General features: G+C 40.5%; 19 protein-coding genes, 2 pseudogenes and 1 riboswitch. Of the genes and pseudogenes, 11 read left to right on the forward strand and 10 right to left on the reverse strand.

Annotated elements, in window-relative coordinates:
* Window positions 1–157: 157 nt before the first annotated feature.
* The 4 genes and pseudogenes from GMJ66_RS15840 to GMJ66_RS15855 all read right to left on the reverse strand — a co-directional run.
* A pseudogene (locus GMJ66_RS15840) lies at window positions 158–265 on the reverse strand (glutaredoxin family protein); the annotation flags it as partial.
* Window positions 264–392 (reverse strand): annotated as a pseudogene (locus GMJ66_RS15845) (LysR family transcriptional regulator); the annotation flags it as partial. The pseudogenes GMJ66_RS15845 and GMJ66_RS15840, both read right to left, overlap by 2 nt.
* A 312-nt stretch (window positions 393–704) precedes the next feature.
* Window positions 705–2,189: an MFS transporter gene (locus tag GMJ66_RS15850; RefSeq protein ID WP_156291290.1), complete on the reverse strand. Its 1,485-nt coding sequence runs from the start codon at window positions 2,187–2,189 to the stop codon at window positions 705–707.
* A gap of 1,001 nt (window positions 2,190–3,190) precedes the next feature.
* On the reverse strand, window positions 3,191–4,369 hold the full coding sequence (locus GMJ66_RS15855) for a M20 family metallopeptidase (RefSeq protein WP_156291291.1): 1,179 nt from the start codon (window positions 4,367–4,369) through the stop codon (window positions 3,191–3,193).
* Between the two features lie 502 nt (window positions 4,370–4,871).
* Here GMJ66_RS15855 and GMJ66_RS15860 point away from each other — a divergent pair.
* The 5 genes from GMJ66_RS15860 to GMJ66_RS15880 all read left to right on the forward strand — a co-directional run bounded on the left by GMJ66_RS15860 (window position 4,872) and on the right by GMJ66_RS15880 (window position 10,856).
* Window positions 4,872–5,117, forward strand: a complete 246-nt coding sequence (locus GMJ66_RS15860) for a glycine zipper 2TM domain-containing protein (RefSeq protein WP_156291292.1) — start codon at window positions 4,872–4,874, stop codon at window positions 5,115–5,117.
* A gap of 369 nt (window positions 5,118–5,486) precedes the next feature.
* Window positions 5,487–7,517: an O-antigen ligase family protein gene (locus tag GMJ66_RS15865; protein ID WP_197046734.1), complete on the forward strand. Its 2,031-nt coding sequence runs from the start codon at window positions 5,487–5,489 to the stop codon at window positions 7,515–7,517.
* Window positions 7,518–7,912: 395 nt separating this feature from the next.
* Window positions 7,913–9,160 (forward strand): hypothetical protein, encoded by a 1,248-nt coding sequence (locus tag GMJ66_RS15870; RefSeq protein WP_156291294.1) that lies wholly within the window; start codon window positions 7,913–7,915, stop codon window positions 9,158–9,160.
* Window positions 9,161–9,208: 48 nt separating this feature from the next.
* Window positions 9,209–9,598: an LPXTG cell wall anchor domain-containing protein gene (locus tag GMJ66_RS15875; RefSeq protein ID WP_197046735.1), complete on the forward strand. Its 390-nt coding sequence runs from the start codon at window positions 9,209–9,211 to the stop codon at window positions 9,596–9,598.
* A 578-nt stretch (window positions 9,599–10,176) separates the two neighbouring features.
* A riboswitch (SAM riboswitch) is annotated at window positions 10,177–10,301 on the forward strand.
* 99 nt (window positions 10,302–10,400) lie between these two features.
* Window positions 10,401–10,856, forward strand: a complete 456-nt coding sequence (locus GMJ66_RS15880; protein ID WP_156291296.1) for an OsmC family protein — start codon at window positions 10,401–10,403, stop codon at window positions 10,854–10,856.
* 74 nt (window positions 10,857–10,930) lie between these two features.
* Here the strand turns inward: GMJ66_RS15880 and GMJ66_RS15885 are convergent, their stop codons facing one another.
* The 6 genes from GMJ66_RS15885 to GMJ66_RS15910 all read right to left on the reverse strand — a co-directional run bounded on the left by GMJ66_RS15885 (window position 10,931) and on the right by GMJ66_RS15910 (window position 18,422).
* A complete protein-coding gene (locus tag GMJ66_RS15885; protein WP_156291297.1) occupies window positions 10,931–12,451 on the reverse strand; it encodes a bifunctional metallophosphatase/5'-nucleotidase in 1,521 nt (506 codons plus the stop codon).
* Window positions 12,452–12,770: 319 nt separating this feature from the next.
* Window positions 12,771–13,268 (reverse strand): PTS sugar transporter subunit IIA, encoded by a 498-nt coding sequence (locus tag GMJ66_RS15890; RefSeq protein WP_156291298.1) that lies wholly within the window; start codon window positions 13,266–13,268, stop codon window positions 12,771–12,773.
* 21 nt (window positions 13,269–13,289) lie between these two features.
* Window positions 13,290–14,756 (reverse strand): glycoside hydrolase family 32 protein, encoded by a 1,467-nt coding sequence (locus GMJ66_RS15895; RefSeq protein ID WP_156291299.1) that lies wholly within the window; start codon window positions 14,754–14,756, stop codon window positions 13,290–13,292.
* 14 nt (window positions 14,757–14,770) lie between these two features.
* Window positions 14,771–16,174, reverse strand: a complete 1,404-nt coding sequence (locus tag GMJ66_RS15900; RefSeq protein WP_156291300.1) for a sucrose-specific PTS transporter subunit IIBC — start codon at window positions 16,172–16,174, stop codon at window positions 14,771–14,773.
* A gap of 233 nt (window positions 16,175–16,407) precedes the next feature.
* Window positions 16,408–17,394 carry a LacI family DNA-binding transcriptional regulator gene (locus GMJ66_RS15905; protein WP_156291301.1) on the reverse strand — a complete coding sequence of 329 codons (987 nt, stop codon included), beginning with the start codon at window positions 17,392–17,394 and terminating at the stop codon, window positions 16,408–16,410.
* 65 nt (window positions 17,395–17,459) lie between these two features.
* The gene (locus GMJ66_RS15910) at window positions 17,460–18,422 is read right to left on the reverse strand and encodes a carbohydrate kinase family protein (protein ID WP_156291302.1); all 963 of its coding nucleotides are present in this window, start codon (window positions 18,420–18,422) and stop codon (window positions 17,460–17,462) included.
* Between the two features lie 385 nt (window positions 18,423–18,807).
* Between GMJ66_RS15910 and nikC the strand changes: the two genes are divergently transcribed.
* The 6 genes from nikC to GMJ66_RS15940 all read left to right on the forward strand — a co-directional run bounded on the left by nikC (window position 18,808) and on the right by GMJ66_RS15940 (window position 25,863).
* The gene (gene nikC / locus GMJ66_RS15915) at window positions 18,808–19,707 is read left to right on the forward strand and encodes a nickel transporter permease (RefSeq protein ID WP_156291303.1); all 900 of its coding nucleotides are present in this window, start codon (window positions 18,808–18,810) and stop codon (window positions 19,705–19,707) included.
* A 15-nt stretch (window positions 19,708–19,722) separates the two neighbouring features.
* Window positions 19,723–20,679 carry an ABC transporter permease gene (locus GMJ66_RS15920; protein WP_156291304.1) on the forward strand — a complete coding sequence of 319 codons (957 nt, stop codon included), beginning with the start codon at window positions 19,723–19,725 and terminating at the stop codon, window positions 20,677–20,679.
* Between the two features lie 34 nt (window positions 20,680–20,713).
* A complete protein-coding gene (locus GMJ66_RS15925; protein WP_156291305.1) occupies window positions 20,714–21,742 on the forward strand; it encodes an ABC transporter ATP-binding protein in 1,029 nt (342 codons plus the stop codon).
* The gene (locus GMJ66_RS15930) at window positions 21,735–22,751 is read left to right on the forward strand and encodes an ABC transporter ATP-binding protein (protein WP_156291306.1); all 1,017 of its coding nucleotides are present in this window, start codon (window positions 21,735–21,737) and stop codon (window positions 22,749–22,751) included. Before GMJ66_RS15925 ends, GMJ66_RS15930 begins: the two co-directional genes overlap by 8 nt.
* A gap of 171 nt (window positions 22,752–22,922) precedes the next feature.
* Complete coding sequence (locus GMJ66_RS15935) at window positions 22,923–23,990, forward strand: M42 family metallopeptidase (protein WP_156291307.1); 1,068 nt, start codon at window positions 22,923–22,925, stop codon at window positions 23,988–23,990.
* A gap of 265 nt (window positions 23,991–24,255) precedes the next feature.
* The gene (locus GMJ66_RS15940) at window positions 24,256–25,863 is read left to right on the forward strand and encodes a glutathione ABC transporter substrate-binding protein (protein WP_156291308.1); all 1,608 of its coding nucleotides are present in this window, start codon (window positions 24,256–24,258) and stop codon (window positions 25,861–25,863) included.
* Window positions 25,864–26,033: the final 170 nt, after the last annotated feature.

The following is a 26,033-nucleotide window of genomic DNA, read 5'->3' on the forward strand; positions in this document are numbered from 1 at the left end:
TGAACATCCTCAAAAGAACGACATTCTCCTCGACCTTTAGCAAATATCTCTGTACTTGCTACTTTAAAATCTTTCCTAAATTGATTGACTTTCTTTCCCAGCGACGTGTAAAATGCATCACTCCCACCACATATGGCAGGTAGTGATACATGTATTCTTAATACTTTTTCAGTGCTTCTTCAAGGTGTTCGATGCCAACCTCTGTGACCGCTTCATAGGCATTTCCCTGACCAATTTCAACGACTGGTACATGGCGGACTCCATAATTCACGCTCTAAAGACTGAATACGCGATGTTACCGATGGCTGAGACAAAAACAGTGCCTTTACTGCTTTGTTAATACTCCCAAAATGATTAACAAACACAAACGCTTTCATATTTTCGATATTCACTCCAAATCCCCCCTTTTGCTGTGAATCATATACAATATTAATTATATCAGTTTAGTCGGGATTGATAAATAATGAAATGTTGGTCGTGGTTGTTTTTCTGCTTCATTGAATCAACACCCTGTCCTTAATTTTTTACATAATAGACGAAGGTGGCAATGTTGTATTCCGTTGCAAATAAATAGACGATTCCCCCCCCTTCAACATAAACTTACTTATAAGAAAAGAATCGCCCACTCGTTTCATAACGTCCATTTAAAGCGAAAAGACGGTTCCCCCTCACAAAACGGAAAATGGGAACCGCCGTCTACTTACTTATACTCCTACTTTTGCTTCTTGTTCTTCTTTTTTCGCTTTTTCCTTCACTTCTGCGATGGTAGCCTGAATTTCTTTCATTTTCTTATCATCTAAGTTATAGAATTTCATAGCTAATAAGGAGATAAACCATCCGACAATAGGAATTCCAAACATTAGGATGAGTGTTGCAAACAATAGTGGAGTGGTTAGCGCTTCTCCCAATTGCGGAAATTCATTCTGATACCCGATCATCGCCACTACAATACCAACTAGAGCCGGTGCAAGTGCTGACATAACTTTATCGATAAAAGAGAAAATCGTTCCAATCATACCCGGTACATATCTTCCTGTTTTGTACGTTTCGTAATCGGATACATCAGCAATCATCGGAATAACAATCGCTGGTGTTAAACTTTCAATCCCACGCAAGATACAATATAAAATAATAAATGCAATTGTTGCAATGCCAAAGCTTTCAAACGTAACCGTACTTGGATTAACGAGTAAAAAGAATACAGTTAAAATAACTGCAGTGATTAACCCAACCCAGGTTGCTTTAACTAAGGCACTTTTCAAACCTGTTTTCGTTGCAATTCGAACCCCTAAAAATGTAATTAATAAACTAGGAACAATCGTAATAAGGGAGAATGTTCCACTTAACGCATAATCGCCAATCATAATACCGAAGAACATAATGTACACTGCTGGTTGTCTCAGTACCATCGTTGCAATTTTATCGGTTGAAGCAGCGATAACCAGCATTTGAAGTGGTCTGTTTCCTTTAAGAATTGGCCAGTAATCTTTGAATCTCGTATTTACAGTTGCATCTGCCAAACCATAGAATTCTTTTCTGTCTCTGTCTTTAATAGCAAACGTTGCCAAAATAGTAAAAAGTCCAGCAAACACAATCGCATACATATTTAATTCCGTAAATAAAGACATCGTAAAGTCACCGTGTTTGGCCACTAAGTAGTTAGATACAAACACTTGCCCACCTGTAAATACCCCAATGTTATACGCTGCATCAAAGGCACTGAATAGCGGACGCTGTTTTGGATCATTCGTTAAAACCGTTTGTGCTGCTTTCGTACACGCTGTTTGCAACGTATACCCAACAATATAAACAGCATACAGCAAAATAAAAAATGGTAATTGCCATGCTTGCGGCAATAAATGGGTAACGTTATACATAATGAGTACGGAGCCTGCCAGGATAACGTTTCCAATAATCATCATAGGTCGGAATTTACCAAACCTGGATTCCGTTTTATCAATGATAAATCCAATAATTGGGTCTGTAACCGCATCAAAAACCCGGCTCAGACCGATGACGGCACTGACTGCCACAACCGTCAGACCTGCAATTCCTGTAGCGTAGTAGGATACAAAACCGATAATAAATAAATATAAGTTGGTCGCGGTATTATTTAATGCAAATAAACCTATTTGCCATGTCTTGGCAGAATTATATAATGTGTTGCTTTCTGTTGCTGCTGTTGACATAAACATTACCTCCCCAAAATAAATAATTAAAACGTTTTCAAACCCTTCCAAAAATGGTGCTGAACTGCCACTTCTCATACTTCTAACACTAATAGAACACACGACCAACATTGTAGTGCAGTTCAGCAGACAATTACATATCCTCACTACTCAGAAACCGTTTTCTTTAATCTCAAAAAAAATTTCAAGATTAATAGATAATAAGTTTAAGTTAGTTTGTTCGGGAAACAAATTAACTGATTAATTAATCATATTATAAATAAAAGCGCTTTATTTTTCAAGCCCATTTTCGAGAAGTATGAGGAAGCCAGTTTGCGACTATTGAAGCACGGTATTGATCCAATACTGTGCTTATAAATTGTGGAGACGTCCTCTAGAAAAGGTTCGGAATCATGCCTGGGCATCTACAGGAACTTTTGGATGATTCCTGAGCTCGTTCGGGAAACTAGAACCTTTCTACGTGACCTTTTGATTGATTCTGAAGTTCGTTTGGGAACCAAGAACCTTTCTACCTGACCTTTTAATTAATTCTGAAGCTCGTTCGGGCACTTAGAACCTTTCTACCTGACCTTTTGATTAATTCTGAAGCTCGTTCGGGCACTTAGAACCTTTCTACCTGACCTTTTGATTGATTCTCGAGCTCGTTCGGGCACTTAGAACCTTTCTACCTGACCTTTTGATTGATTCTCGAGCTCGTTCGGGCACTTAGAACCTTTCTACGTGACCTTTTACATGATTCTTGAGTTCACTCGGGCACCTAGAACCTCTCCATTAAAACTAAAATAAGGCCGAGTGCAGTAACACTCAGCCTTAGCAATATAAACCACGCACATCCAGAGCGGCCAACCACTTAACTTTGAAGTTTTTACTTAAAGGAATAATAACCAGTTAATCATCTATTATCAAAATGTGGAATGTTCAATTTAAATGTACGTCCCATCCATCAAAATTCATCTGCTCTACGTCATTTCTGAAATGGAACTGAAACGTAATAAAACGTCCTACTTATTCTCTTCCATATACTTCAGTGTCGCAGCTCCAAGAACTTTTGCCGCAACCAATAACGCTTTTTCATCAATATCAAATTTCGGATGATGGTGCGGATAAGATTCTTCCGCATCAGGACTTTCTGCTCCCGTGAAGAAGAATGTTCCTTTAACATGCTGCAAATAATACGAGTAGTCTTCCCCACCCATCACTTGAGGGGATTCGGCAACAACGTCCACTCCTGGAACATCCTTTGCCAGTTCCGCTACAAATTCTGTTTCGTCTTTATGGGTTACCAATGACGGGTATCCTCTTCGGTAGTTCAACTCACCTTCCGCCCCGGATAATTGACAAGTATTTTGCACCACTTTTCCAATTTCCTCTTCAATCGAATCTCTCACTTCTTCATTAAACGTGCGGACGGTTCCTTTCAAAACAGCTGTATCCGCAATAACGTTATTTGCGTTAATTGCTTCAAATGAACCAATGGACACGACAGCAGATTCTAGCGGATCCACTTTTCGGCTGACAATTTGCTGTAAATTATTGACGAGTTGACTTCCAATAACGATGCTATCTTTCGTTTGATGAGGATAGGCACCATGACCACCCTTTCCTTGAATTTTAATATCAAAGAAATCAGCTGACGCCTGTAATGGTCCAACACGATAATTCACTTCCCCGACTGGGACCTGTGCTTGAAGATGCGTACCAAATATAACGTCCACCCCATCCAAGCATCCGGCTTCTATCATCGACTTCGCACCGCCAGGAATCACTTCTTCTGCATGCTGATGAATGAAAACTACGGTCCCTTGTACATCTTCTTTCATTCTATTTAATACTTTCGCCAAACCTAATAGTGTTGCCGTATGCCCATCATGACCACATGCATGCATGACTCCTTCATTTTGGGAACGGAATGGAAGGTCGGTTTCTTCCTTGATTGGCAGTGCATCAAAGTCCGCACGCATTGCCACGGTTGGACCAGGCTTGTCTCCTTTTAAATAAGCAACAACACCATTACCGCCTACCTTGGTTTTCACCTCATGTCCTAACTTCTCATGATATTCCGCAATATATTTAGCCGTATTTTCTTCCTGAAAAGATAGCTCGGGATTTTGGTGTAAATAGCGGCGTATTTCTACGATTTCCTCACAAATCTCGTCTAACCCCTCGTATAATTTATCCATTATATATAATTCCTCCTTAAGATGTACTTTTTAGTAAAACTCGCATTCTCTCGTCTTTAAGCGAATAGTTTTTGTTATACTTTGGACATTAAAATTTTAGAATCCACTTCATGGCTAATATTTTATACCCTAAAGTATTAAACACCACAAAGTGCCTTGCAACAAGTGTTACAAGGCGCTTTGAAAAATTAACTACGCATTATTGAAAAAGAAGTTCATCTATCAATTCTAAGCTGCTGTAACATGGATGCGAGTATTTATATTCCGTAAATTTTCAAACAAATAATATTAATAGTTATTTTAGATGTATAACTGTTGTATGTCAAGAGAGGAAGCATCGGATGGGACGGTCTTGCTTCTATATTTCGGAACTACTTATCCGTTTATATCATTAACTATTGATAGCCAATGCCACACAACAAGTAACCTATGAAAATAATTTGGTATGTTTTCTCTTAAAATTGGTAATAACATTATAGAGGAAGTAGAGAGGATGTAGGATATGGATCATTTACAAAGCATTATTCGCAGTGGTGACGATTCTATTGAAATCGGTTGCTCTCGAAAAGGCGCAGAGAATGGTGCTGCATACGGTAGTTACTTAGGTAATAAGGTCGCTGGCTCTCCTGGCGCTTCTACTGGGTATCTTATTGGCGCGATTATCGGAGCCGTTTTCGGGCCTGATGATCGTTTAGAGAATGACGAGTTGGAAAAGGACGATCACACGGAAATACAGCAATTACCATAGAGATGGTGTTCTCCTTCATGATTTTAGGAAGGGAGAGCGCCGTCTTTTTTTATCGTTGATTTGGTGGGTTGATGTTTTATCTTTTATGGAGCATTTTCCCTCTTTTTTCAGCTTTCGCTTCTGTTTTTTAGCTCTCATTCCATTATTTCAGCTTTCATTCCATTAATTCAGCCTTCGTTCCATTAATTCAGCCTTCCTTCTATTAATTCAGTTTCATTCCATTATTTCAGCATTCACCCGCAGGCAGGTGGATCCCACCCAGTCTGTATTCCCTTTGTAAGAAAAAGAAGAACCGTCGCCATGCTTTCCATTTTACTATCCATTTCATGTATAATGTTCTTATTAACAACGAGATTCGGAGGCAGCACCATGAACTGGTTTATTTTTATTTTCTTAGCTTTTATTTTGATTCTATCACCCTATCATAGAGGGCTGTATTTTGATACGGACTTTTATGGGGTACAACTCGTTATTTTCGTGTTATTTATGATGCTATTTATTACCCTTGTAATAAAAAAGGAATTGCATACACTGAAGCCTATTTGGTTTGCTTGCTTAGTACCAGTAATGTTTCTTATTTCCCTGTTCAATGCAGAAAATCCCCAAGGTGCATGGGATTCGGTGTTGCGGTGGACAAGTTATATTGCTTTCTTTTTTCTGCTTTACTGGGCAGTACTTAAAGACCGAAACCTGAAAAAGCTGCTGCCTATCTTGTTCCAAATAACCTCTATTTGGATTGCCGTACATATGATGTTGAATGAATTCGGCTGGTTGGAATTTCCTAACGCATTTATTTTCAACCGCTTTGCGGGAGTTTTCCAATATCCAAATACATTTGGGATGGTCATGATTGTATTTTACCTCTTCTCATTAATCATGCTGCTTCGGGGAAATGTAAGTTATTTATCTATCATTCTTTATGCTGCACCACTTATTCTATTTTTTATTGGATTTATCGAGTCTTATTCACGTGGGATGTATTTCGTTTTCCCTGTGGCTTGGTTTGTTGGGTTATTATTACTGAGGCCATCCAGCCAAGTGAAATATGTAGGTTACACCGTCTTCTCCGTAGTAGGAGCACTGATGATGATTCTATTCTTACAATCGGATGCCCCATTAAGAAACGCAATCATTCTATTCATTTTATGTCTGTTAACAACTGGTCTTGTTTGGTTCATTGAAAATAACCAAAAACTAAATAGCTTGATTATTAAACTGGACAGTAAAAATAAATTTATAGGGCCAGCAGTGATTCTCATGGCCGCAGTCTTATTACTTCTTGATATTGGATTTGAGGGTCAAGTCTATCAACAACTTCCGGCTTCCATTCAAGAGCGGATTACTAGTATTAACGAGAGTGCAACAGCAAGAGAGCGGATCATCATGATGGAAGATGCTATCAACATGAGTAAGGATTCTCCAGTTATTGGATTTGGTGGCGATGCATGGGAGTCTGTTTATAAGAAATATCAGCAGCTGCCATACCAGGCAAATAAAGTGCATAATGAATATTTGGAGCTCGTCATTGACATCGGTTGGCTGGGTACCCTTCTATTCATCACTATATTTGGAACACTCTATTATCGCATCTGGAAAAACTATCAACCAAAATCGAATCCAATATCGCTTATAGCCGTGTTCATTGCTAGCCTAGTGATTTCCCTGCACAGTTTTATTGACTTTAATCTATCTTACGGAGCCATTTGGTTTATGATTTGCTGGCTGCTCGTGATGGGGCTTACGCCTACCGGACAAACGAAAACAGCTACACCATTAAAACTATATACAAAGCTTGGACTGTTTGCCTTCGCAGCCATCATCATGGTTGCAAGTTTCTTTTCCTATCAGTTTATGCACGCAGAACAGGCTTACCAAAAAGCAATACATTCCAATGTACTTGAGGAAAAGGAAGTCCTATTAGAAGAAGCGGTGAACAGGAATCCTTATCAATTTTCATACATGCTTGCCCTAGGAGATGTCTATATTCAACTTTCCGAGCATAAACAAACGGCGTCTTATCACCCAAAAGTCGAGGAAATCAGCAAGAATGTATCACAGCTTGAACCAAATAATTCGCTTGTCCTCTATCGGGCGGGTGTCATGCTGGAGAGGATTGGAGAAATAGAGAAGGCAATCCCATTATATTTGGATGCTTTGGAAGTGGATCCATTTGATTCTACCATCTATGAAACAACGATTACTACTTTAGTAGATTTGGCAGTAAAACAGGAGAACACGACTTACGCTCAAGAGGCATTAATTATTTATGAAAAATTAGTACAAACGTTTGACCAATTTGAGGAAAACCCTATTGGCAAAGCACATAATAGCAGAGATTTCCACATAACGGAGCAAATACACGCCAAAATTGCCGAGACATTGAATTTGCTGAGCAAATAGATTGGACTGTTTTGAGGAATAATTTTTCATTGAAAGGCTTGTTCAAAGAGGAGGATAAGAGGAACCAGGAAGTTCGAGACCAATACAATTCCGCTTCCTGGGCTTTTCGGGGATCGCTGACTTTTGTCATTATCCATAAAAACAGGAAAAGGAATATTAACGGAGGCTCAAAGGACTGAAGTAAAGTGATTTTCTTTTTCAGGACGCTGTGGTACATAGTCGAAACAGTTCCTATTAAAATCTTTATCCCTACTTTTTGAAAAGCCTCTTCATTTCCAATATTTGGTTGATGATAATAAAGGTATGTAAGATAATACACCTGAGACTTTTTTACTATTCGGGAAGGTGGTGTTATGTAAAAAGTTACTGTTTTTGACAATAAAGGAGATGGGAAAATGAAGGATTTTAATTTGTCTTTTATCAGCGGTTTAGCTGCATTTGTCCTGCTGATACTTCCCTTTGGTAGCTCTTTAACAGTTGCGGGAGGGTACAATGATGATGAAAATGTTCGGGATGATGTTTACACCGAAGACAGTGATGGTTCTGTCCGTAGTGCAGTCTATGAAGAAACGGTGGACGGGGATGTTTATGATACAGACTCGGTTCCTTATGAGGTTTATGAAGATGACAGTGTAACTGATGATGTTTATGATGCGGTTACATATCATGTTTACGATTCCGTAACTGGGGATGTTTACAACTTCTATGAGTTTAACGAAATCAATATCCACAGTTACATCGGTGAAAATGGCGATATTGTCGTATATGATTTAAAAAGTGCCATTTTCCCTACCAATCTATTACTCTCGCATAATATGAGCAATTATCTAATATTTAATCACGCGAGTACATATTTTTCTGTAGAATTAAATTCCATTGAAGGATTTTTATCTAATACGGAATTAGTTGAATTCTTTTTATCCGATATAAGTTACTATTTGGGTGAGGAGGTCATGGAGAATGCTTTGACTCCATTTTACACCTTTGATATTCTCGACTACGAAAATTGGGATTATATGGAGAGCAGTGATGGGCCAATAACGATAACGTTTAACATAAATCCCGATGAGGTGACAAATTGGGATCAAATCATCCTGCGCCATTTAGATATTGACGGAAATATAGTGAACAACCCGAACCAGGAACTTAACATCAATAAGGAAACAGGTGAAGTTACCGTACAGGTCGATCATTTAGGTGGATATGGTTTATTCGAATTACCAGAGGGAGAAAATCTGCCCGGTGATAATGATGAAAAAGCACCAAATTACGAGGCTGGTGAACCTGAATCCACAGAACCAACTGTTACTGATGATGTTTATTATACCATCTGGAATTCTGACAAGGTGAAGGAATTAAGTGACCAACAAGGGAATTTAGTATTAAAAAATGCGAGAAACATGTCACTTTTCCCAGACATTCTAAAACAGCTCGGCAATGATAAATATATATTTCTTACTCAGAATAATGCTGAACTTCGAATTCCTGTAAAGGCATTAAAGGCAATGGCAAAGGATGAATTAACGCTATTAGAAATGGTTGATATTACCGACCAATTTTCCAATGCCTTAAGTTCCGTTTTTCAATTCAATCTATTATTTAACTTTGAATATTATGCAGAACAATTTTCTGAGCCTTTCTAAATCACATTTACCGTTGATCCGGATAAGGTGAAAAATTGGAATGACTTAGTGCTTCGTCATATTGATGATGAGGGAAATGTCACAGACTCCAAGGAAGGTATTCTTAGCTATGATAAGAATACCGGAAAAATCGTTGCAGAAGTCCATCATTTTAGTGCGTACGGCATTTTTGAAGTACCAGGAAGTGGTGACGAATCGAAAATGATAATAGTGGAGAAAGATAGTTCGGATGGAGAAGCTGGCGGTGCAGGTGCAAAGGTCTCCTCTAAATCAGAAGGAAATCAAGCAGAAAAATCGAGCACAGGTAACAATAATGGTTCCGTACTTGGAGATAAATTACCAGACACAGCAACCAATATGTTTAGCATAATCGGTATTGGCGTAATTCTGCTATTATCCGGCTTACTAGGTTGGATATGGACTAGGAAGCCTGCTTAACATGGAAAGTATAGAGACGGTTCTTTCGCTTTATTAATTAATGGAAGCGAAAGGGCCGTTTTTTCTTTTTTTAATGTATTTTTGGGATAGGTTACTTTTAATTTGGAAGGTTGGCAATGAAGGGCTCGCTACTTCATTTTAATTCGACAGTTTGCTTCCTTTTCTGCTGATACTATTCACTCTGGGGATTAGTATTATGCTTATATGTTGAGCGATATAACTTCGCTCTCGCTTGATTGCGTTCACCTGTCGATCGGTATGTGTCCCCCTTTCGCTCGATTTGGCGATTTGCCGATTGATTTAAATCCCCTCTCGCTCGATTGCAATCACCTGACGCTCGAATTACATTCAGCCTTGCTTGGTTTCAGTACCCCAACGCTCAATTTTAGCCTATTCCGATCGAGTTTTGACTATCATGCCCAATCGATTTTTTCTACCAATACTTACTGAATTAATCCCAGAGCTCGGTTTATTTTTAGCTGTACTCCCGAATAATTATTCTGAAAGTTTTTGTTGACTATTACATATTATCTGATAATATATTATATAAATCCTATAAAAATAATATGAATTATTACTTCTTATCAAGAGAGAGGGAGGGGCTGACCCTGTGAACTCTCGGCAACCAGTTCAGTGAAATAAATCTTCACTTGAACACGGTGCCAATTTCAGAGGAATAACAGTAAGATTCCGAAGATGAGAAGGTGCGAACAAAACGCTGTAGAGCCCAACCCATGTTTTGTGAACCCTTCTCATTTTCAGAGAAGGGTTTTTTGATTTTATAAAAAAGGAGAGATATTACATGGCTGTAACGACAGTTAGTGCAAAGACATTTTTGAAAGAAAACTTATTAGTAGAAACAGAGGCTAGAGGACATAAGGTTATTGTGGACGAACCAGAAAATCTCGGGGGAACAGATAAAGGGATGAATCCGGTTGAGTTGCTTCTTTCCGCTTTAGGTGCCTGCCAATCTATTGTAGCTAGAACGTACGCGAAAAAATTTGAAATTAACCCGCAAAACTTCTGGGTGGAATTAGAAGGAGATATTGACCTCGACGGATTTTTAGGGAAATCAGATGTACGACCAGGTTTTTCAGAAATTCGCTATACATTTCATATAGAAACAGATGCCCCAGAAGAAAAAATTGCAGCATATAAAGAATTTATTGAAAACCATTGTCCAGTTGGGGATACCATTGCAAATACAGTTGATTTGGTTTCTTCTAAAGTAGTAGTAGAGAATGCTGTACAGGGATAATTAATCATTTTCAAATGTGTGGATCTTTTGCTTCCAAACTAATCATTTGGAAGCAAAAGATCCATCCCCACGCTTCAAGGTAAAACTTGAATTCTACCCTCAACAAATGGCTCAATAACGCCTAGTTCTTCCACATACTCTATCAATACCTCTACATCAGTACGTGCACTATTGTCATCCACCATTACTTCAGCATCCGCCAACATATCGTAACCATCACCACCAAAATACATAAAGTTGGGCAATGCAACCCTATAAGTTTGTTCGAAATCTATCGGGGCGCCATCAATAAGAATAGACTGCACTCTTTCCCCAACCAGTTCCCTCGAATCATAAGTATAGGAAATACCCGAGACTTGAAGGAATCTTCCACTTAAACTTTCTACATTGGATACACCATTTTCAAGCGCTTTTGCAATCGTTTCTCCAGTTAATTCAACGAGCATGACTTTATTTCCAAATGGAAGAATGGAATACGCATCTCTTAATGTGAAATCACCTGCTTCCACACTGGAACGGATTCCGCCGCCATTCATAAAGCCGATATCTGCATTATAATAGGTCATAAAACTATCTGCTATGAAATTTCCAATATTCGTTTCCTGAAATCTGCTTTCATGATTTTCTCCATAAACGAGGTCAGTTCGCAGCTCTGCTATAGTTTCATCCATCATTTCAGAAAGCTTTGCTTCATAATAATCTTCCAGCTCTTTTAACTCTGGATCTTCTTCCACCTCTCCATTTACCCGAATCACCTCTGGAAAGAAGGTTACATCCTGTTTATGTTTAACCACCTTTAATTGGATAACGGATCCCATATTACCTTCTGGTGTCATAATATATTTTCCATTATGGTTATAAATGGTAGACTTAGCCTCATACATTTCTTCTGATAATATAGCATCAATTTCCGGCACCGCATCCAATAATGCCATATTATTTTCTTGTGGCTGCTGTGTTAATGCGATGATGATATCCGTATTTTCGTTTTCTTCCAATAAATCAACCGCTGCTTGTGCTGATTCAATGATGTCCTGCTGGATTACCTTTCCATCCTGAGTAGTGGTACCCATTCCGTCCGTTAAACCGATAAATCCGATTTTAATCCCCTGCAAATTCTCAACATAATACCGCGGAACATCGGCGAACGGATTCCCTTCAGTATCCGTTAAATTAGAAGAAATCCACTGGAAGTCAGATTGTTCCACTAATTCTTCCGTAACCTCTGAACCAAAATCAAAATCATGCTGGCCAAAACTTGCTAAATCTATCGGAATTTTATTAAAGGCCTCTACCATCGGAAAGCCTTTGAAAACACCACCAAATAAAGTCCCACCACCAAGATCTCCTCCAAATGTGACCACCGTATGTTTATTTTCTTCTTTCACCATGTCAATAGCCGTCTTCAATCGTGCGACTTCCCCACGATTCCCATATTCATTTACTACAGGACTAATCTCATGCGCATCATTAAAATAAAGAACATTCACTTCTCTTCCCTTTTCTGCAGCCAGTCCAGATGGTGCCAGTACAAGTGAAAAGATTCCCAGAGTAACAACACTACCGAAAATAATCATCAGAACTTTTGATTTCAACGTTTCTCCTCCTTAAAAATATATTTACTAGATTTCATTATAAGTTTGGAAGAGTTCAGCATTCAATCCATTAATTCAGCTTTCATTCCATTAATTCAGCATTCAATCCATTAATTCAGCATTCAATCCATTAATTCAGCATTCGCTCCATTATTTCAGCCTTCGCTCCATTATTTCAGCCTTCGCTCCATTAATTCAGCCTTCGCTCCATTCAGCCTTCGCTCCAATATTTCAGCCTTCTCCCACCTTTCGCCCCAAAAAAGCAAAAAAAGGAAGCACGAGAACCGCCCCATGCTTCTCATGCTTCCAACCTTGCTTTCTATTTCCTTACAAATATAATTTCATCCTGTCCTGCAGTTACCTTCTGCTTTTCTTTTACTTTTATTTCGCTCATATCATCGGTATTGGTGATAATCACTGGAGTAACCGTACTTTTCGCTTTTTCGCGGATGATGTCCATGTCAAACTCAATGAGTTTATCTCCTTGTTTCACCTTATCTCCCTCACCAACATGGGCAGTAAATCCTTCTCCATCCAGGCTCACCGTTTCCAAGCCAATATGGATTAATATTTCTGCTCCATTGGCAGCCAGAATTCCTACCGCATGCTTCGTTGGAAATACTTGAACAACTTTCCCGTCAACCGGTGACACAATTACTCCGTCTGCAGGGTCCACGGCTACCCCGTCACCCATCATTTTTTGCGCAAATACAGGATCCGGCACATCTTCCAATGCGACCAATTCTCCGTTTACAGGTGCAGCAAGCGAAACGTCCGCTACATTTTCCTCTTTTTTCTTAAATAATTTTCCAAACATCATCGTACCTCCATTCCCATTCTAATAGTCAGTAACCCGCTTTACATTCCATTTTCTTACATCGAGCACAACTTTTCCATCCCTATCCGCAGAAAAGGCAACTTCATTCGCATCCGCTCCGTCAAACACACGGGAGGAAAATACTTCTTTCCCACCGTTGATGAAAATTTCCACAGAAGACGTATCCTTGAAAATTCGAACGGATGTTAACTCCTTCAAAACACAATGTCTGCTCTCCAACGAACGTTCCTCTGAAAAACTTCTTCGCTCAAAAGTGAACGTTTCAGAACTTTGATCGTATTGAATTCTGGAATCCCCAATCTGAAGATTCAACCAAGCAGCATTCCACTCTTTTACCTTCAATTCCAACTCAAACACATTTCCTGCGACACCTTCAAGCTTCACGTCTTGACCCACCACCACAACATCCTCATGCTTCACTTCATCTTCTCGCAATTTACGAAGTTCTTCTACTGGATGTTGCAGTAAGCGGCCATCCTTCCACTCAAGCTCCCTTGGTAATGTCATCGCATGAATCCATTCATGTTTCACGGTTGGCTGGGTGGCACCATCTTCCTCGGCATTTCCCATCCACCCAAACAACAGCCTTCTTCCTTTTGCATCCTCTGTTGTCTGCGGGGCATAAAAGTCAAATCCACGATCCAACTCCACAAACTCACCATGTTGAAAAGCACCAGAATCATCATCGAATTTTCCGGCAAAATAGCCCGATTGGAAGACATTTTGATACTTAAACCCTTCTGGATCCAGGCCTTGGGGGCAGACCAGTAAAATATCCTTACCATCTAATGAAAACAAATCCGGGCACTCCCACATATAACCAAAATCACCAAGTCCATGATGCCCGCTTCCGGCAAGTGTTCCCTGAAAACTCCAATTTTCCAGATCCAGGGATGTATACATTACTGCCTCCCCTGTTTCCGCTTCTGTCTGAGCTCCCAGTACCATATACCAGTGATTATTTTCGCAAAACACTTTCGGATCACGGAAATGCGCGGTATATCCATCTGGAACATGAATGACAGGACCCTTTTTTTCAAAATGGATACCGTCCTCCGAGATGGCCAAACATTGGTAGGATTCCCGGTTTCCATCTGTATCTTTTACATTCCCTGTATAAAATACATACATTTTGTCTTCATGAACGACTGCACTTCCCGAATAACAGCCATTTTTATCATACCACTCGTCAGGTGCCAATGCGATGGGAGCCACCTTCCAGTGTACAAGGTCATCGGAAATATAATGTCCCCAGAATTTCGCACCATGCTCCGCGGCAAATGGATTCCATTGATAAAAAAGATGATACTGATTTTTATAATAAACAAACCCATTGGGATCATTTAATAATCCAACCGGTGGCATGACATGGTAATGCAAGCGATACGGATCGCTTGCAACCGTCTGTTTATACTCCTTCATGCGTTCATATGCCTGCTGATGCATGTCTTTTGATGATTGTTTCATAAAAATCTCCTTACTTAGTTCCCTTTTACTTTTTCCATATCCTTATCGGAATAACCAAACATCCATGTTAAAACAAATGCAACCGCAATGGCTACAAGGTTCACTAAAATGTAAAGAAGGATTTGCTCATTCAAATATAATAACGTTCCCGGAATAACCGTAATCGCCATCCCTGTACCAGCCAGGTTCAAAATCGATGCAAGAAATCCACCTGCAGCCCCACCGACTAGTGCCATTAAGAACGGCTTTCCATAACGAAGGTTAACCCCGAAAATAGCTGGTTCGGTAATTCCTAAAAAGGCGGATAGAGAAGATGGCATTGCCAACGCTTTTAGCTTCTTACTCTTTGTTTTTAACCCAACTGCAAGCGCCGCTCCACCTTGGGCTGCAACAGACGCAGTAATAATGGCGTTATACGGGTTATTACCCAGATTTTCAAGTAACTGAACCTCAAGCAAGTTAAAGATATGATGAACCCCTGTGATCACAATGACCTGATTAAAGAAACCGAGGACAATACCGGCTAAACCAAATGGTAAGCCTAACACAAATAGTGCTGCATCTAAAATATAGTTTTCAACCACATGGAAGATAGGTCCAATAACGAATAATGCAGCAATACTCATCACTAATAACGTTAAAAACGGTGTTAAAATGAGATCCAATGCATCCGGTACGCGTTTTCGAATCGCCCTTTCCAGCTTCGCACCTATAATACCCGCGATAAAGGCTGGCAATACGGCACCTTGATAACCTACAACAGGAATAAATCCAAAGAAATATAATGGTTCCGCACCAGATGCTACACCCCAGGCATTAGGTAGTGCCGGACTAACGAGCATTAAACCGAGGACTATACCAATAATTGGTGTCCCTCCAAACACGCGGAAGGTCGACCAGGCAATCAATGCTGGTAAAAAGATAAATGCTGTATCTGTTAATATTTCTGTATATAATAAGAAATTGCTTGAAATATCATCTGGTGTTAAACCGAACAAGGCCAGGATTTGCTCCTGTACTAACAATCCACGGAGACCCATAAATAAACCGGTTGCAACAAGGACCGGAATAATCGGTACAAAGACATCTCCAAATGTACGAATTGCCCGCTGTAATTTATTTCCCTTCTTAGCAGCTTCCTTCGATTGTTCCGCTTTGGATGCCGTGTTCAAATCAAACTTTTCTACCTCTTCATAAATGCGATTGACTGTGCCCGTTCCAAAAATAACCTGGTATTGACCAGAATTAAAGAACGCACCCTTCACTTTATCAATTTCTTCTACTTGCTTTTTATCTACCTTTTCCTCGTCCTGAATAATAAATCGTAATCTTGTCGCACAGTGTGTAACAGACTCGATATTATCCGTTCCACCGATAGCATCAATCAGCTCTTTTGCTATCTTTTTATTTTCTGACATGCTACTCACTCTCCTATCTTTTATGGAATCGATTCCATATTGCACATATTTAATTTTTCCTTTTTATTCTTTGTCATTAAAAAGGAAATATACTTTAGCGTATGAAACCATTGTGGTATCGATTCCACATTTTAGAAAATAAATAGATGACTCCAATAGCCACCTTTATTATTCTGTTTCCGTGGAATCGATTCCACACAATGAAAATATTTATGGTATCGATTTCAATAACATCATACACTATCTCGAACGATTAGTCTATAGTCTAAAATAATTTTTTCCTGGAAAGGCCTGGAATCAATTTTCGCTAAAATTTGTTGGGCTGCTTTTTCACCTGCGCGCTCATTCTGGTAGTCTACCGTTGTTAAAGGAGGATCGACATACTGAGCCATTTCCGAAGCACCGATGCCTGCAATTGCCATATCCGCTGGAACATGGAGTCCCTGCTCTTTCAAATATTTCATCGCCCCAATCGCTAATCTGTCTGTCACTGCGAAAGTAGCTGTCGGACGTACTTCCGAAGTTTCCACCACTCGATTCATGGCCTCATAACCAGATTCGATATCAAAAATCCCTTTCTGTATCCATTCCTTTTCTACTGGCAAACCTTGCTCACGCATCTCATCCAAAAATCCTTTTTTACGCAAATAACCCACTGCTCTATCGGTTTCATCGACACCAATAAAAGCAATCTTCTCATGGCCCTTTTCCATAAAAAATCTCGTAAGCTCCCTTGCTGCATGGTAATCGTCATAGCTGACATGCATCATACCATCTGCTTCCTGTCCTACAATGACTAGCGGAATGTCCATCTCTTCAAGCTTCTTTAATAGTTCAGGTTCTGTATTCGTTGCAATCAAAACTATTCCATCGACCTGACGTACTTTCAGCAAGTCCAGATTTTCCATTTCCTTCTCTATATTATGGTCTGTATTAGCCAGCAGAATTTGATAACCATGCTTGGATAATTCCCTGCCCAATCCAGTGACAATTCTGCTCGGAGTTTCTGTTTGAATCGTCGGCAAAATAACCCCAATAACCTTTGTCTTCTTCGTCCTTAATGATTTGGCCTGTTCACTTGGGGCATAACCAGTATCCTCGATTACCTTTTCCACCCGTTTTCGAGCCTCTTCACTCACATAACCAGAATTGTTCAACACCCTGGACACCGTAGACCTCGAAACCCTAGCCATCTTCGCAATATGCTTAATCGTTATCAACACTCTTCCCTCCAATGAAGCATAGGGACGATTTTTCTGCTTCCAATTTCAGCCCGCTCCGCTTCCTACTGCTGCTTCAAAAATTCCTTGACATCTTCCTTCGTTGGCAACGCATGAATAGCCCCTTCACTCGTCGTAACCAGTGCCGCAACCGCATTGGCAAATCGCCCCATCTCCAATAGCTCGTCCGCTGTGAGTTCCGCGATTGCTTTTTCCATCATTGAAAATTGATATAGAAAAGCTCCGATAAACGAATCTCCAGCACCGGTTGTATCGATTGCCTTCACGCTGAATCCTGGGACATCTACTTTTTCATTTTTCGTATAGAAGCTTACTCCATCTTTCCCTTTTGTCAAAATCAACAATTCATTTGGTTCCTGAAGCAGGGACTGAATGGCTTCTTCTTCATTTTCTATCCCGGTAATAAACGATAATTCATCCTCGCTTATCTTTAGCACATCCGCATATGGTAAGAAGCTTTGGATTGTTTTTTGATAAGCATTCAAGTCTTCCCATAAATTCTTTCTCACATTCGGATCAAAAAATACCAACCCTTGTGCTTCCTTTATATTTCGAATCGCTTCTTCATGTGCATACTTTACATCTGCCTCAATTAAATCTACAGAACAGAAATGTAACATATCATCTTTTTTGAATTGGATTTCCTTTACATCTTCTATGTGAAGCAGCATATCTGCACTTGGTTTACGGTAAAAAACAAATTCCCTTTCCCCGTCTTCCTTTAGTGCGACAAACGCTAAAGCCGTATTTGCTTCCTTCGTATGAAACATGTAAGTGACATCCACACCAGTTTCCGCCAAAGTATCCTTTAGGAAATAGCCAAAATGATCCTCACCAACCTGCCCAATGAAACTGCTCTTCCCGCCTAACTTTGCAACCGCAGCTGCCACATTAGCCGGAGCCCCACCTGGCATCTTTTTAAAACTGACCACCTCATGAATCGGCACCCCAATTTCATGAGGAATAAAATCAATAAGTGCCTCTCCGATGGTATAAACATTTTTCACCATAACTACTCAATAACCCACTTTCTTCAAATTCTTCGGATGCATAGAGACAGTTCTTCTGCTTCCATTTGATATTGTGGAAGCAGGGTACCTAGCCTCTGTTTCCAGTCATACTAATCATAAGTCTGAATTTGAGTTTATGCAATAGCTATGAAATACTGAAGAAAATGTCCGCTCCGAACCTGATTTCAGAAAAAGTCTACTTCGCTCTCGATCGTTTTAACTTGCATCTCGATCGATTCGTGTCACTCTCGATCGATTTAACTTGCTCCCGCTTGGTTCGTGTGCCCGGCTCTGCCCTTCAACCTCCCCCATGCTTCCCTCCTTCTATATTTCGACAATTTATGATACAATCAATTCATATTTTTTGAAAAGGTGTGACAGCATGATGGAACCATTACATAGTATGGACAATAATCAAACAAGTCCTTCCAATAGTGCTCGTTCTAAGAGATGGAACGATATTTTCTACAAGCTTAGAACGAATAAATCGGCAGTTATTGGCGGAGGGTTGATTCTGTTTTTTATATTTGTCACCATCTTCGGCCCGTTATTTACACCATATTCTCCCAATACACAAGATATGGTGAACAAGCTTCAGCCTCCGTCCAGTGAACATTGGCTGGGAACGGATAACTTCGGTAGGGATATCTTTAGCCGGCTCATTCATGGTACTGGCCTTACATTAATAGTAGGTTTTTCGTCTGTTGCTTTAGGAGCGACAGTTGGGGTTTTTCTAGGAATTATCTCCGGTTATTATGGCAAGCGGACAGACAGCATTATCATGCGAACCATGGATGTATTACTCGCCTTCCCTGGTATTCTATTAGCACTCGCCATTGTTAGTGTACTAGGAGGAAGTCTAGTCAATGTAATCATAGCTGTGGCGATTTCCTCGATTCCTATTTTTGCTAGAATTGTAAGAAGTTCCACTTTATCCGTTAAAAAACTAGAATATATTGATGCAATGCGAGCATTAGGGGCTAGTGACAGGAGAATTATCTTTAAGCATATTTTCCCTAACGTCACTTCCCCACTGATCGTACAAGCAACACTGAGCATAGCAACTGCTATTCTATCAGCTAGTGGTCTATCATTTCTTGGTTTAGGGGCTCAGCCGCCGACACCGGAATGGGGAGCGATGTTAAGTGATGGGCGTAACTTCCTGTACAATGCACCACATGTAGCATTATTCCCGGGAATTGCTATCGTCATCGTCGTACTAGCTTTTAATATACTTGGGGATGGACTAAGAGATGTCTTTGATCCGAAGACAAAAGATTAATAGAGGTGATTCGCATTGATTCAATATATAGTAAGAAGAATACTACAAACTATTCCCGTGTTAATCGGGGTTTCGATATTAGTTTTTAGCATGATGCATTTAGTTCCAGGTGACCCGGCACAAATTATGGCTGGAGAAAGTGCACCACAGGAACAGGTGGACAATTTACGGGAACGATTAGGCTTAAATGACCCATTGCCTGTTCAATATTTTACGTACGTATCCAATGTTGTCCAAGGGGATTTAGGAAATTCAATCCGGAGTGGTCGTGACGTAGGAGATGAAATTGGTTCACGGTTTTGGGTTACAGTGGAACTAGCCTTTTACAGCACCATTTTAGCTGTGTTTATCGGAATTATCGCCGGAGTCATTTCCGCTACGAAAAGAAACTCCTTTGCAGATACAGGAATCATGATTGTTGCCCTTTTCGGCTTATCCATGCCGAATTTCTGGCTCGGACTCATGCTTATTCAATGGTTTGCCATCGGAATGGACCTGCCAAGCTGGATCCCGTTTCTGGAAAATACGAGCTGGTTTAAACCATCCGGCTGGGGAAGCTTTAGTCAAATCGTGCTACCGGTCATTACGTTAGGAACCGGGAGTGCAGCGATTATCGCCCGTATGACCCGTTCCAGCATGCTCGATGTCATTGGGCAGGATTATATCCGGACCGCTCGGGCAAAAGGGGTAAAAGAACGGATTGTCATTTACCGTCATGCCCTAAAAAATGCCTTAATACCGGTAGTTACCGTCGTTGGCCTGCAATTCGGTGGTCTGCTCGGTGGTGCGGTATTAACGGAAACCGTATTTGCCATTAATGGGATGGGACGCCTTGTTATTGACTCCATCAGTGCAAGAGACTTCCCTGTTGTACAAGGTACGATATTAGTCACTGCACTACTGTTCGTATTTGTAAATTTACTTGTCGACATTGCGTACAAATTTTTAAATAAACGAATTGACTTAGATTAGGCTACCAATCGTTACTTAGAGAGGAAAATGCATAATGGGAAAACCTAATTCTTATGAAAATATACTGGAAATAAAAAACTTACAAACCTCCTTTTTCACAAAGGACCTCGAATTAAAAGCAGTGGACGGTGTCAGTTTTACGATTCCAAAGCAAAAAACACTCGGCGTTGTCGGGGAATCCGGATCAGGGAAAAGCATTACGTCCCTGTCCATCCTGAGATTAATCGAAGAACCTGGAAAAATCGTTGGCGGAGAAATTCTTTTTAAAGGGGAAAACTTGCTTAAGAAAAAAGAATCCGAAATGCGAAACATCCGCGGCAATGAAATTTCGATGATTTTTCAGGAACCGATGACTTCTCTAAATCCAACCTTAACCATTGGGGAACAGATTGGAGAATCATTCCGGATCCACCAGGGACTTTCCAAGAAAGAAGCATTAAAAAAGTCAGTTGAAATGCTGGAATTAGTCGGTATTCCTTCCCCTAAAAAACGAGTAAAACAGTATCCCTATGAGCTATCAGGTGGAATGAGACAGCGGGTCATGATTGCAATTGCCCTTGCCTGCAATCCAAATCTATTAATTGCCGATGAACCAACGACAGCACTGGATGTGACCATTCAAGCGCAAATCCTAGATTTAATCAAAAACCTGCAGGAGCAACTGGGAATGGGGGTCCTTTTAATTACCCATGACTTGGGAGTCGTAGCAGAATCCTGTGATGTCGTTGCCGTCATGTACTGTGGGCAAGTTGTGGAATACGCAGACGTCAAAACATTATTTAAAGAACCGAAACATCCGTATACGATTGGGTTAATGAAGTCCATTCCACCCCACGATCAGGATATCGAGGGAGATTTGGAAGTCATTAAAGGCGCGGTTCCAAGCCCTGCAGAAATGCCAACCGGATGCCGATTTGCTCCCCGCTGTCCGTTTGCAACCGAATTATGTAAAACGAAAATGCCAGAGCTACAAACCGATGAAAATGGAAATCAAATCCGCTGCTGGATGCACACCGATGAATGGGACGGGGTAAAAGACAGGGAGGTGACTGTCCATGGATAAGCAAAAAGAACTTCTGAACGTGAAAAACTTAAAACAGTATTTTCCAATAAAAGGCGGATTCTTCGGGAGAACCGTCAATCATGTCAAAGCAGTGGATGACGTCTCCTTCACCGTTTATGAAGGGGAAACCTTAAGTATTGTTGGAGAATCCGGCTGCGGAAAATCCACAACGGGACGAGCCATCCTCCGCCTCGATGAACCAACTTCCGGAAGCGTGGAATTTGATGGGACTGACTTATTATCCCTCAACAAAAAAGAAATGAACCAGATGCGGAAAAACCTGCAAATTATTTTTCAGGATCCATATGCTTCGATTAACCCAAGACATACTGTAAGGCAAATTTTAACCGAGGCAATGGAAATCCAAAATGTATGGCCAAAAGAACAGCGTAATGACAAAGTAATCGAATTGCTCGAAACGGTCGGACTCGGCGCACACCAGGCAGACCGGCTGCCACATGAATTTAGTGGTGGACAAAGACAACGAATTGGAATTGCTCGTGCCCTATCCGTCAATCCTAAACTGATTATTGCCGATGAAGCGGTGTCCGCATTGGATGTGTCCATTCAAGCGCAGGTCTTAAATCTTTTAAAAAAATTACAACGTGAATTTAAGTTGACATACTTGTTTATTTCCCACGACCTTGGGGTTGTCCGTCATATTTCCGACCGAATCATTGTCATGTATTTAGGAAAAATCGTGGAAATTGGCGATAAGAAATCACTGTTTGAAAATCCGAAGCATCCTTATACAAAGTCACTTTTATCTGCCATTCCTAGTACCGATGTCGATAAAAAGAAAGAGCGAATCATTTTAAAGGGGGATGTCCCTTCACCAATTGATCCGCCTAAAGGCTGCAGATTTCACACACGCTGTCCATTTGCTACAGAATTATGCAGAACAGAAGCACCGGAACTTCGCAGTACAGATGAAAACAATCTTGACCATCAAGCTGCCTGTCATCATATGGAAAAATTCGAAGCAGAATCATTACAGCCAATGGCTTAAAGGTTTGACGATCCGGGGATTTTCTCCCCCTTCGTCTTATATAAATCTATGAATCTAAAAAAAGGATTGTTTTCATATTCTATTTAGTATAAAATAATAGTCAATTGTCGGAAAATGACAATAGTTGTGTTTTTTTAGGATAATTTATGGAACATTTAAGGAGGAAATGTGGTGCTCAACAACCTTGTCAAACAGCTTAGTGAGTTACACGGTCCATCTGGATATGAACAGAACGTCACCTACTTTATCCGCGATTATGTCAAAGAAAAAGCCGATACCGTTAAAGTAGATTCGATGGGTAACGTGATTGCCAGAAAAAAAGGAACAAAGCCTGGACCTGTGACATTACTCACCGCACATATGGACGAAGTTGGATTCATTGTGAAAAAGATAGAGAATAATGGATTGCTTCGTTTTGAAAAACTCGGTGGCCATGACGACCGGAATCTTCTGGCTCAACCTGTCAAAGTGCTCGGTTCCAAACAAGATTTGGACGGTATCATAGGGACAATTTCTACACATTTCCTTAAATTCGATGACCCGAAAAAGGTTCGCCCTCATTCCAATCTGTACATAGATATCGGCGCTTCCTCCAAACAAGATGCCATCGAGATGGGTGTCGAGGTCGGTACACCCGTCACTTGGGCAACCGAAACGAAGGTAATTGGAAAAGAGGATAAGCAGATGATCGTCGGAAAAGCACTGGATGATCGTGCCGGATGTGCGGTTCTCTTATCAGTGCTGAATAATCTTAAGGATAAGGAATTTGCCGGTGAACTCGTCTTTCTTTTTACCGTTCAGGAAGAGGTTGGACTAAGAGGAGCACAAGCTGCAATGAATGCTTTGGAAAACGTAGATATCGCCATTGCTGTGGATACAACCGCAGTCAGTGATACACCAGAAGAAACAATGGACCAAAGCTTATTCCTTGGTGCTGGGACAGGAATTAAGGTAATGGATTTTAGTTTAATTGTCCAAAAAACAATCAAAGATGCCTTAAAAAAAGTAGCTGAAAAAGCAAACATCCCCTACCAATTAGAGGTTTTTCCAGGAATTGCTACGGATGGTGGAGCCGTTGCCCTGGCAAATACAGGATTGCCAACTGGTGTCTTATCCATTCCATCCCGTTACACCCATTCCCCAGTGGAAATGATTAGCATCACTGACCTTGTTGCAACAAGAGATTTAATGCAGGCATTTATTTTTAGCCTAGATGAACAATCAAGCTTTTTATTTTAAGCTGTTTTCTAAATGACTGTTCTTTTCACAATATCTATAGAGTCCGACGTGTGATACTTCTCTAATACCCGCTCCAGAAATACACTTCGGTTTCCGGTGGGTTTTCCGCGAGGAGGCTGAGGCCGTGCCCTAAGGTGCGTGACTGCCCGGAGCGGAAATCAACGAAGCACCTTATGTCAGACTTTATATCAACTACGGGGATGAAAGAACAGTAAAGCTTAAGAAAAGAATGTTATTTTAAATTAGAAAAAGGAGATTACACACCATGAAAACAAACAAAAAATGGTTATTAATGGTTTTAGCATTCGTACTAAGTGTGTTCCTTGCTGCATGTGCAAGTGAACCAGAAGAAGATTCTTCATCAGCTAGTGGTGGGGAAACGCCAAGTGAAAGTGGAGATCAAGGTGGAGATTTAATTATTGCTACCGATTCTGATGCAGTGTCATTAGATCCACATATGACAAATGATACACCATCTGCAAACGTAAGAATCAATATTTATGACAATTTAGTAACCCAAGATGAGAACATGGAGCTTCAACCTAGCCTTGCTGAGAGCTGGGAGCAAATTGATGAAACGACATGGGAATTTAAACTTCGTGAAGGGGTTACTTTCCATGATGGAACTGAATTCAATGCAGAAGTAGTAAAAGCAAATATCGAACGTATCCTTGACCCTGAAATTGGTGCAGCTGTCCTATTTATGTATAACATGGTAACAGAAGTTCAAGTGGTGGATGATTATACCGTACGATTTATTACAGAGTATCCATTTGCACCACTGCCAGCCCATTTAGCACATCCAGGTGGGCAAATGATTTCAAAAGAACTGATTGAAGAAGACTATGCAGCTATTGAAAGTGGAGAGCAGCCAGGATCAGTTATTAATGCAAACCCAGTCGGTACCGGCCCATTCATTTTTGAAGAATGGAAAAACGGTCAATCCGTGACACTAGTAAATAACGAAAATTACTGGGATGAACCTGCATTGCTTGACTCTGTAACATTTAATGTCGTTCCTGAAGATCTTACCCGTATTTCCGAGTTAACTACAGGAAATGCACATATCACAACTCCACTTAGCCCATCTGATGTGGCACAAGTGGAAGGTACAGATGGAATGCACGTTCAAAGACAGGAAAGTTCATCCTTAGCATATATCGGGTTTAACATGGATAAAGAGCCATTTGATGATGTCCGTGTACGTCAGGCAATTTCCATGGCGATTGATAAAGAGCAAATCATTAACGGAATCTATGATGGCGCTGGTATTCCAGCAAACGGCCCATTAGCACCAGGAATCTTCGGACATGATGAAACGTTAAATGGCCTGGAATACAATGTCGAAGAAGCGAAAAACTTATTAGCAGAAGCAGGCTATGAAGATGGCTTCTCTGCAACCATTTGGACAAATGATGACCGCCAGCGTGTCGATACAGCTACAAATGTTCAAGCACAGCTTGCTGAAATCGGAATTGACCTGGAAGTTGAAATCCTTGAATGGGGTGCCATGTTAGACCAAACGGCAAATGGCGAACACGAAATGATGGTATTCGGTTGGACAACCGTAACAGGTGACGCAGATAACGGCCTATATCCATTATTCCACTCAGACAACCTTGGAACACCAGGTAACCGCACATTTACAGTGGATGAAGAATTAGATAAGTATCTAGATGAAGCAAGACAAACTGCAGACCCTGAAGCACGTAAGGAGCTTTACAGCCAAGCACAGGAAAAACTTGTTGAGCTTGCACCGTTTGCATATCTTCTTCATCAAGAATATCTATTAGGTGTACGTGACGAAGTGAAAAACCTTTCACAATTACCTACACAATTATTGCAGTTAAAAGAGGTTTATATAGAAGAATAGATTGAAACATGACGACGGTTCTCCTGCTTCAGGGTGAAGCAGGAGAACCGTTTTTATTTCTAATTTGTTGTTAGGTGGGGCTGGGTTGGCTGTCGTGCGATTTGGAGTGCTTGTCGGACGGTTTTTGGTTGGGGCCCGCTCGGTTTGGAGAAATTGCCGCTCGGTTGATT

It is taken from the genome of Oceanobacillus salinisoli, assembly GCF_009733865.1.
Taxonomy (GTDB): Bacteria; Bacillota; Bacilli; order Bacillales; family Amphibacillaceae; genus Oceanobacillus; species Oceanobacillus salinisoli.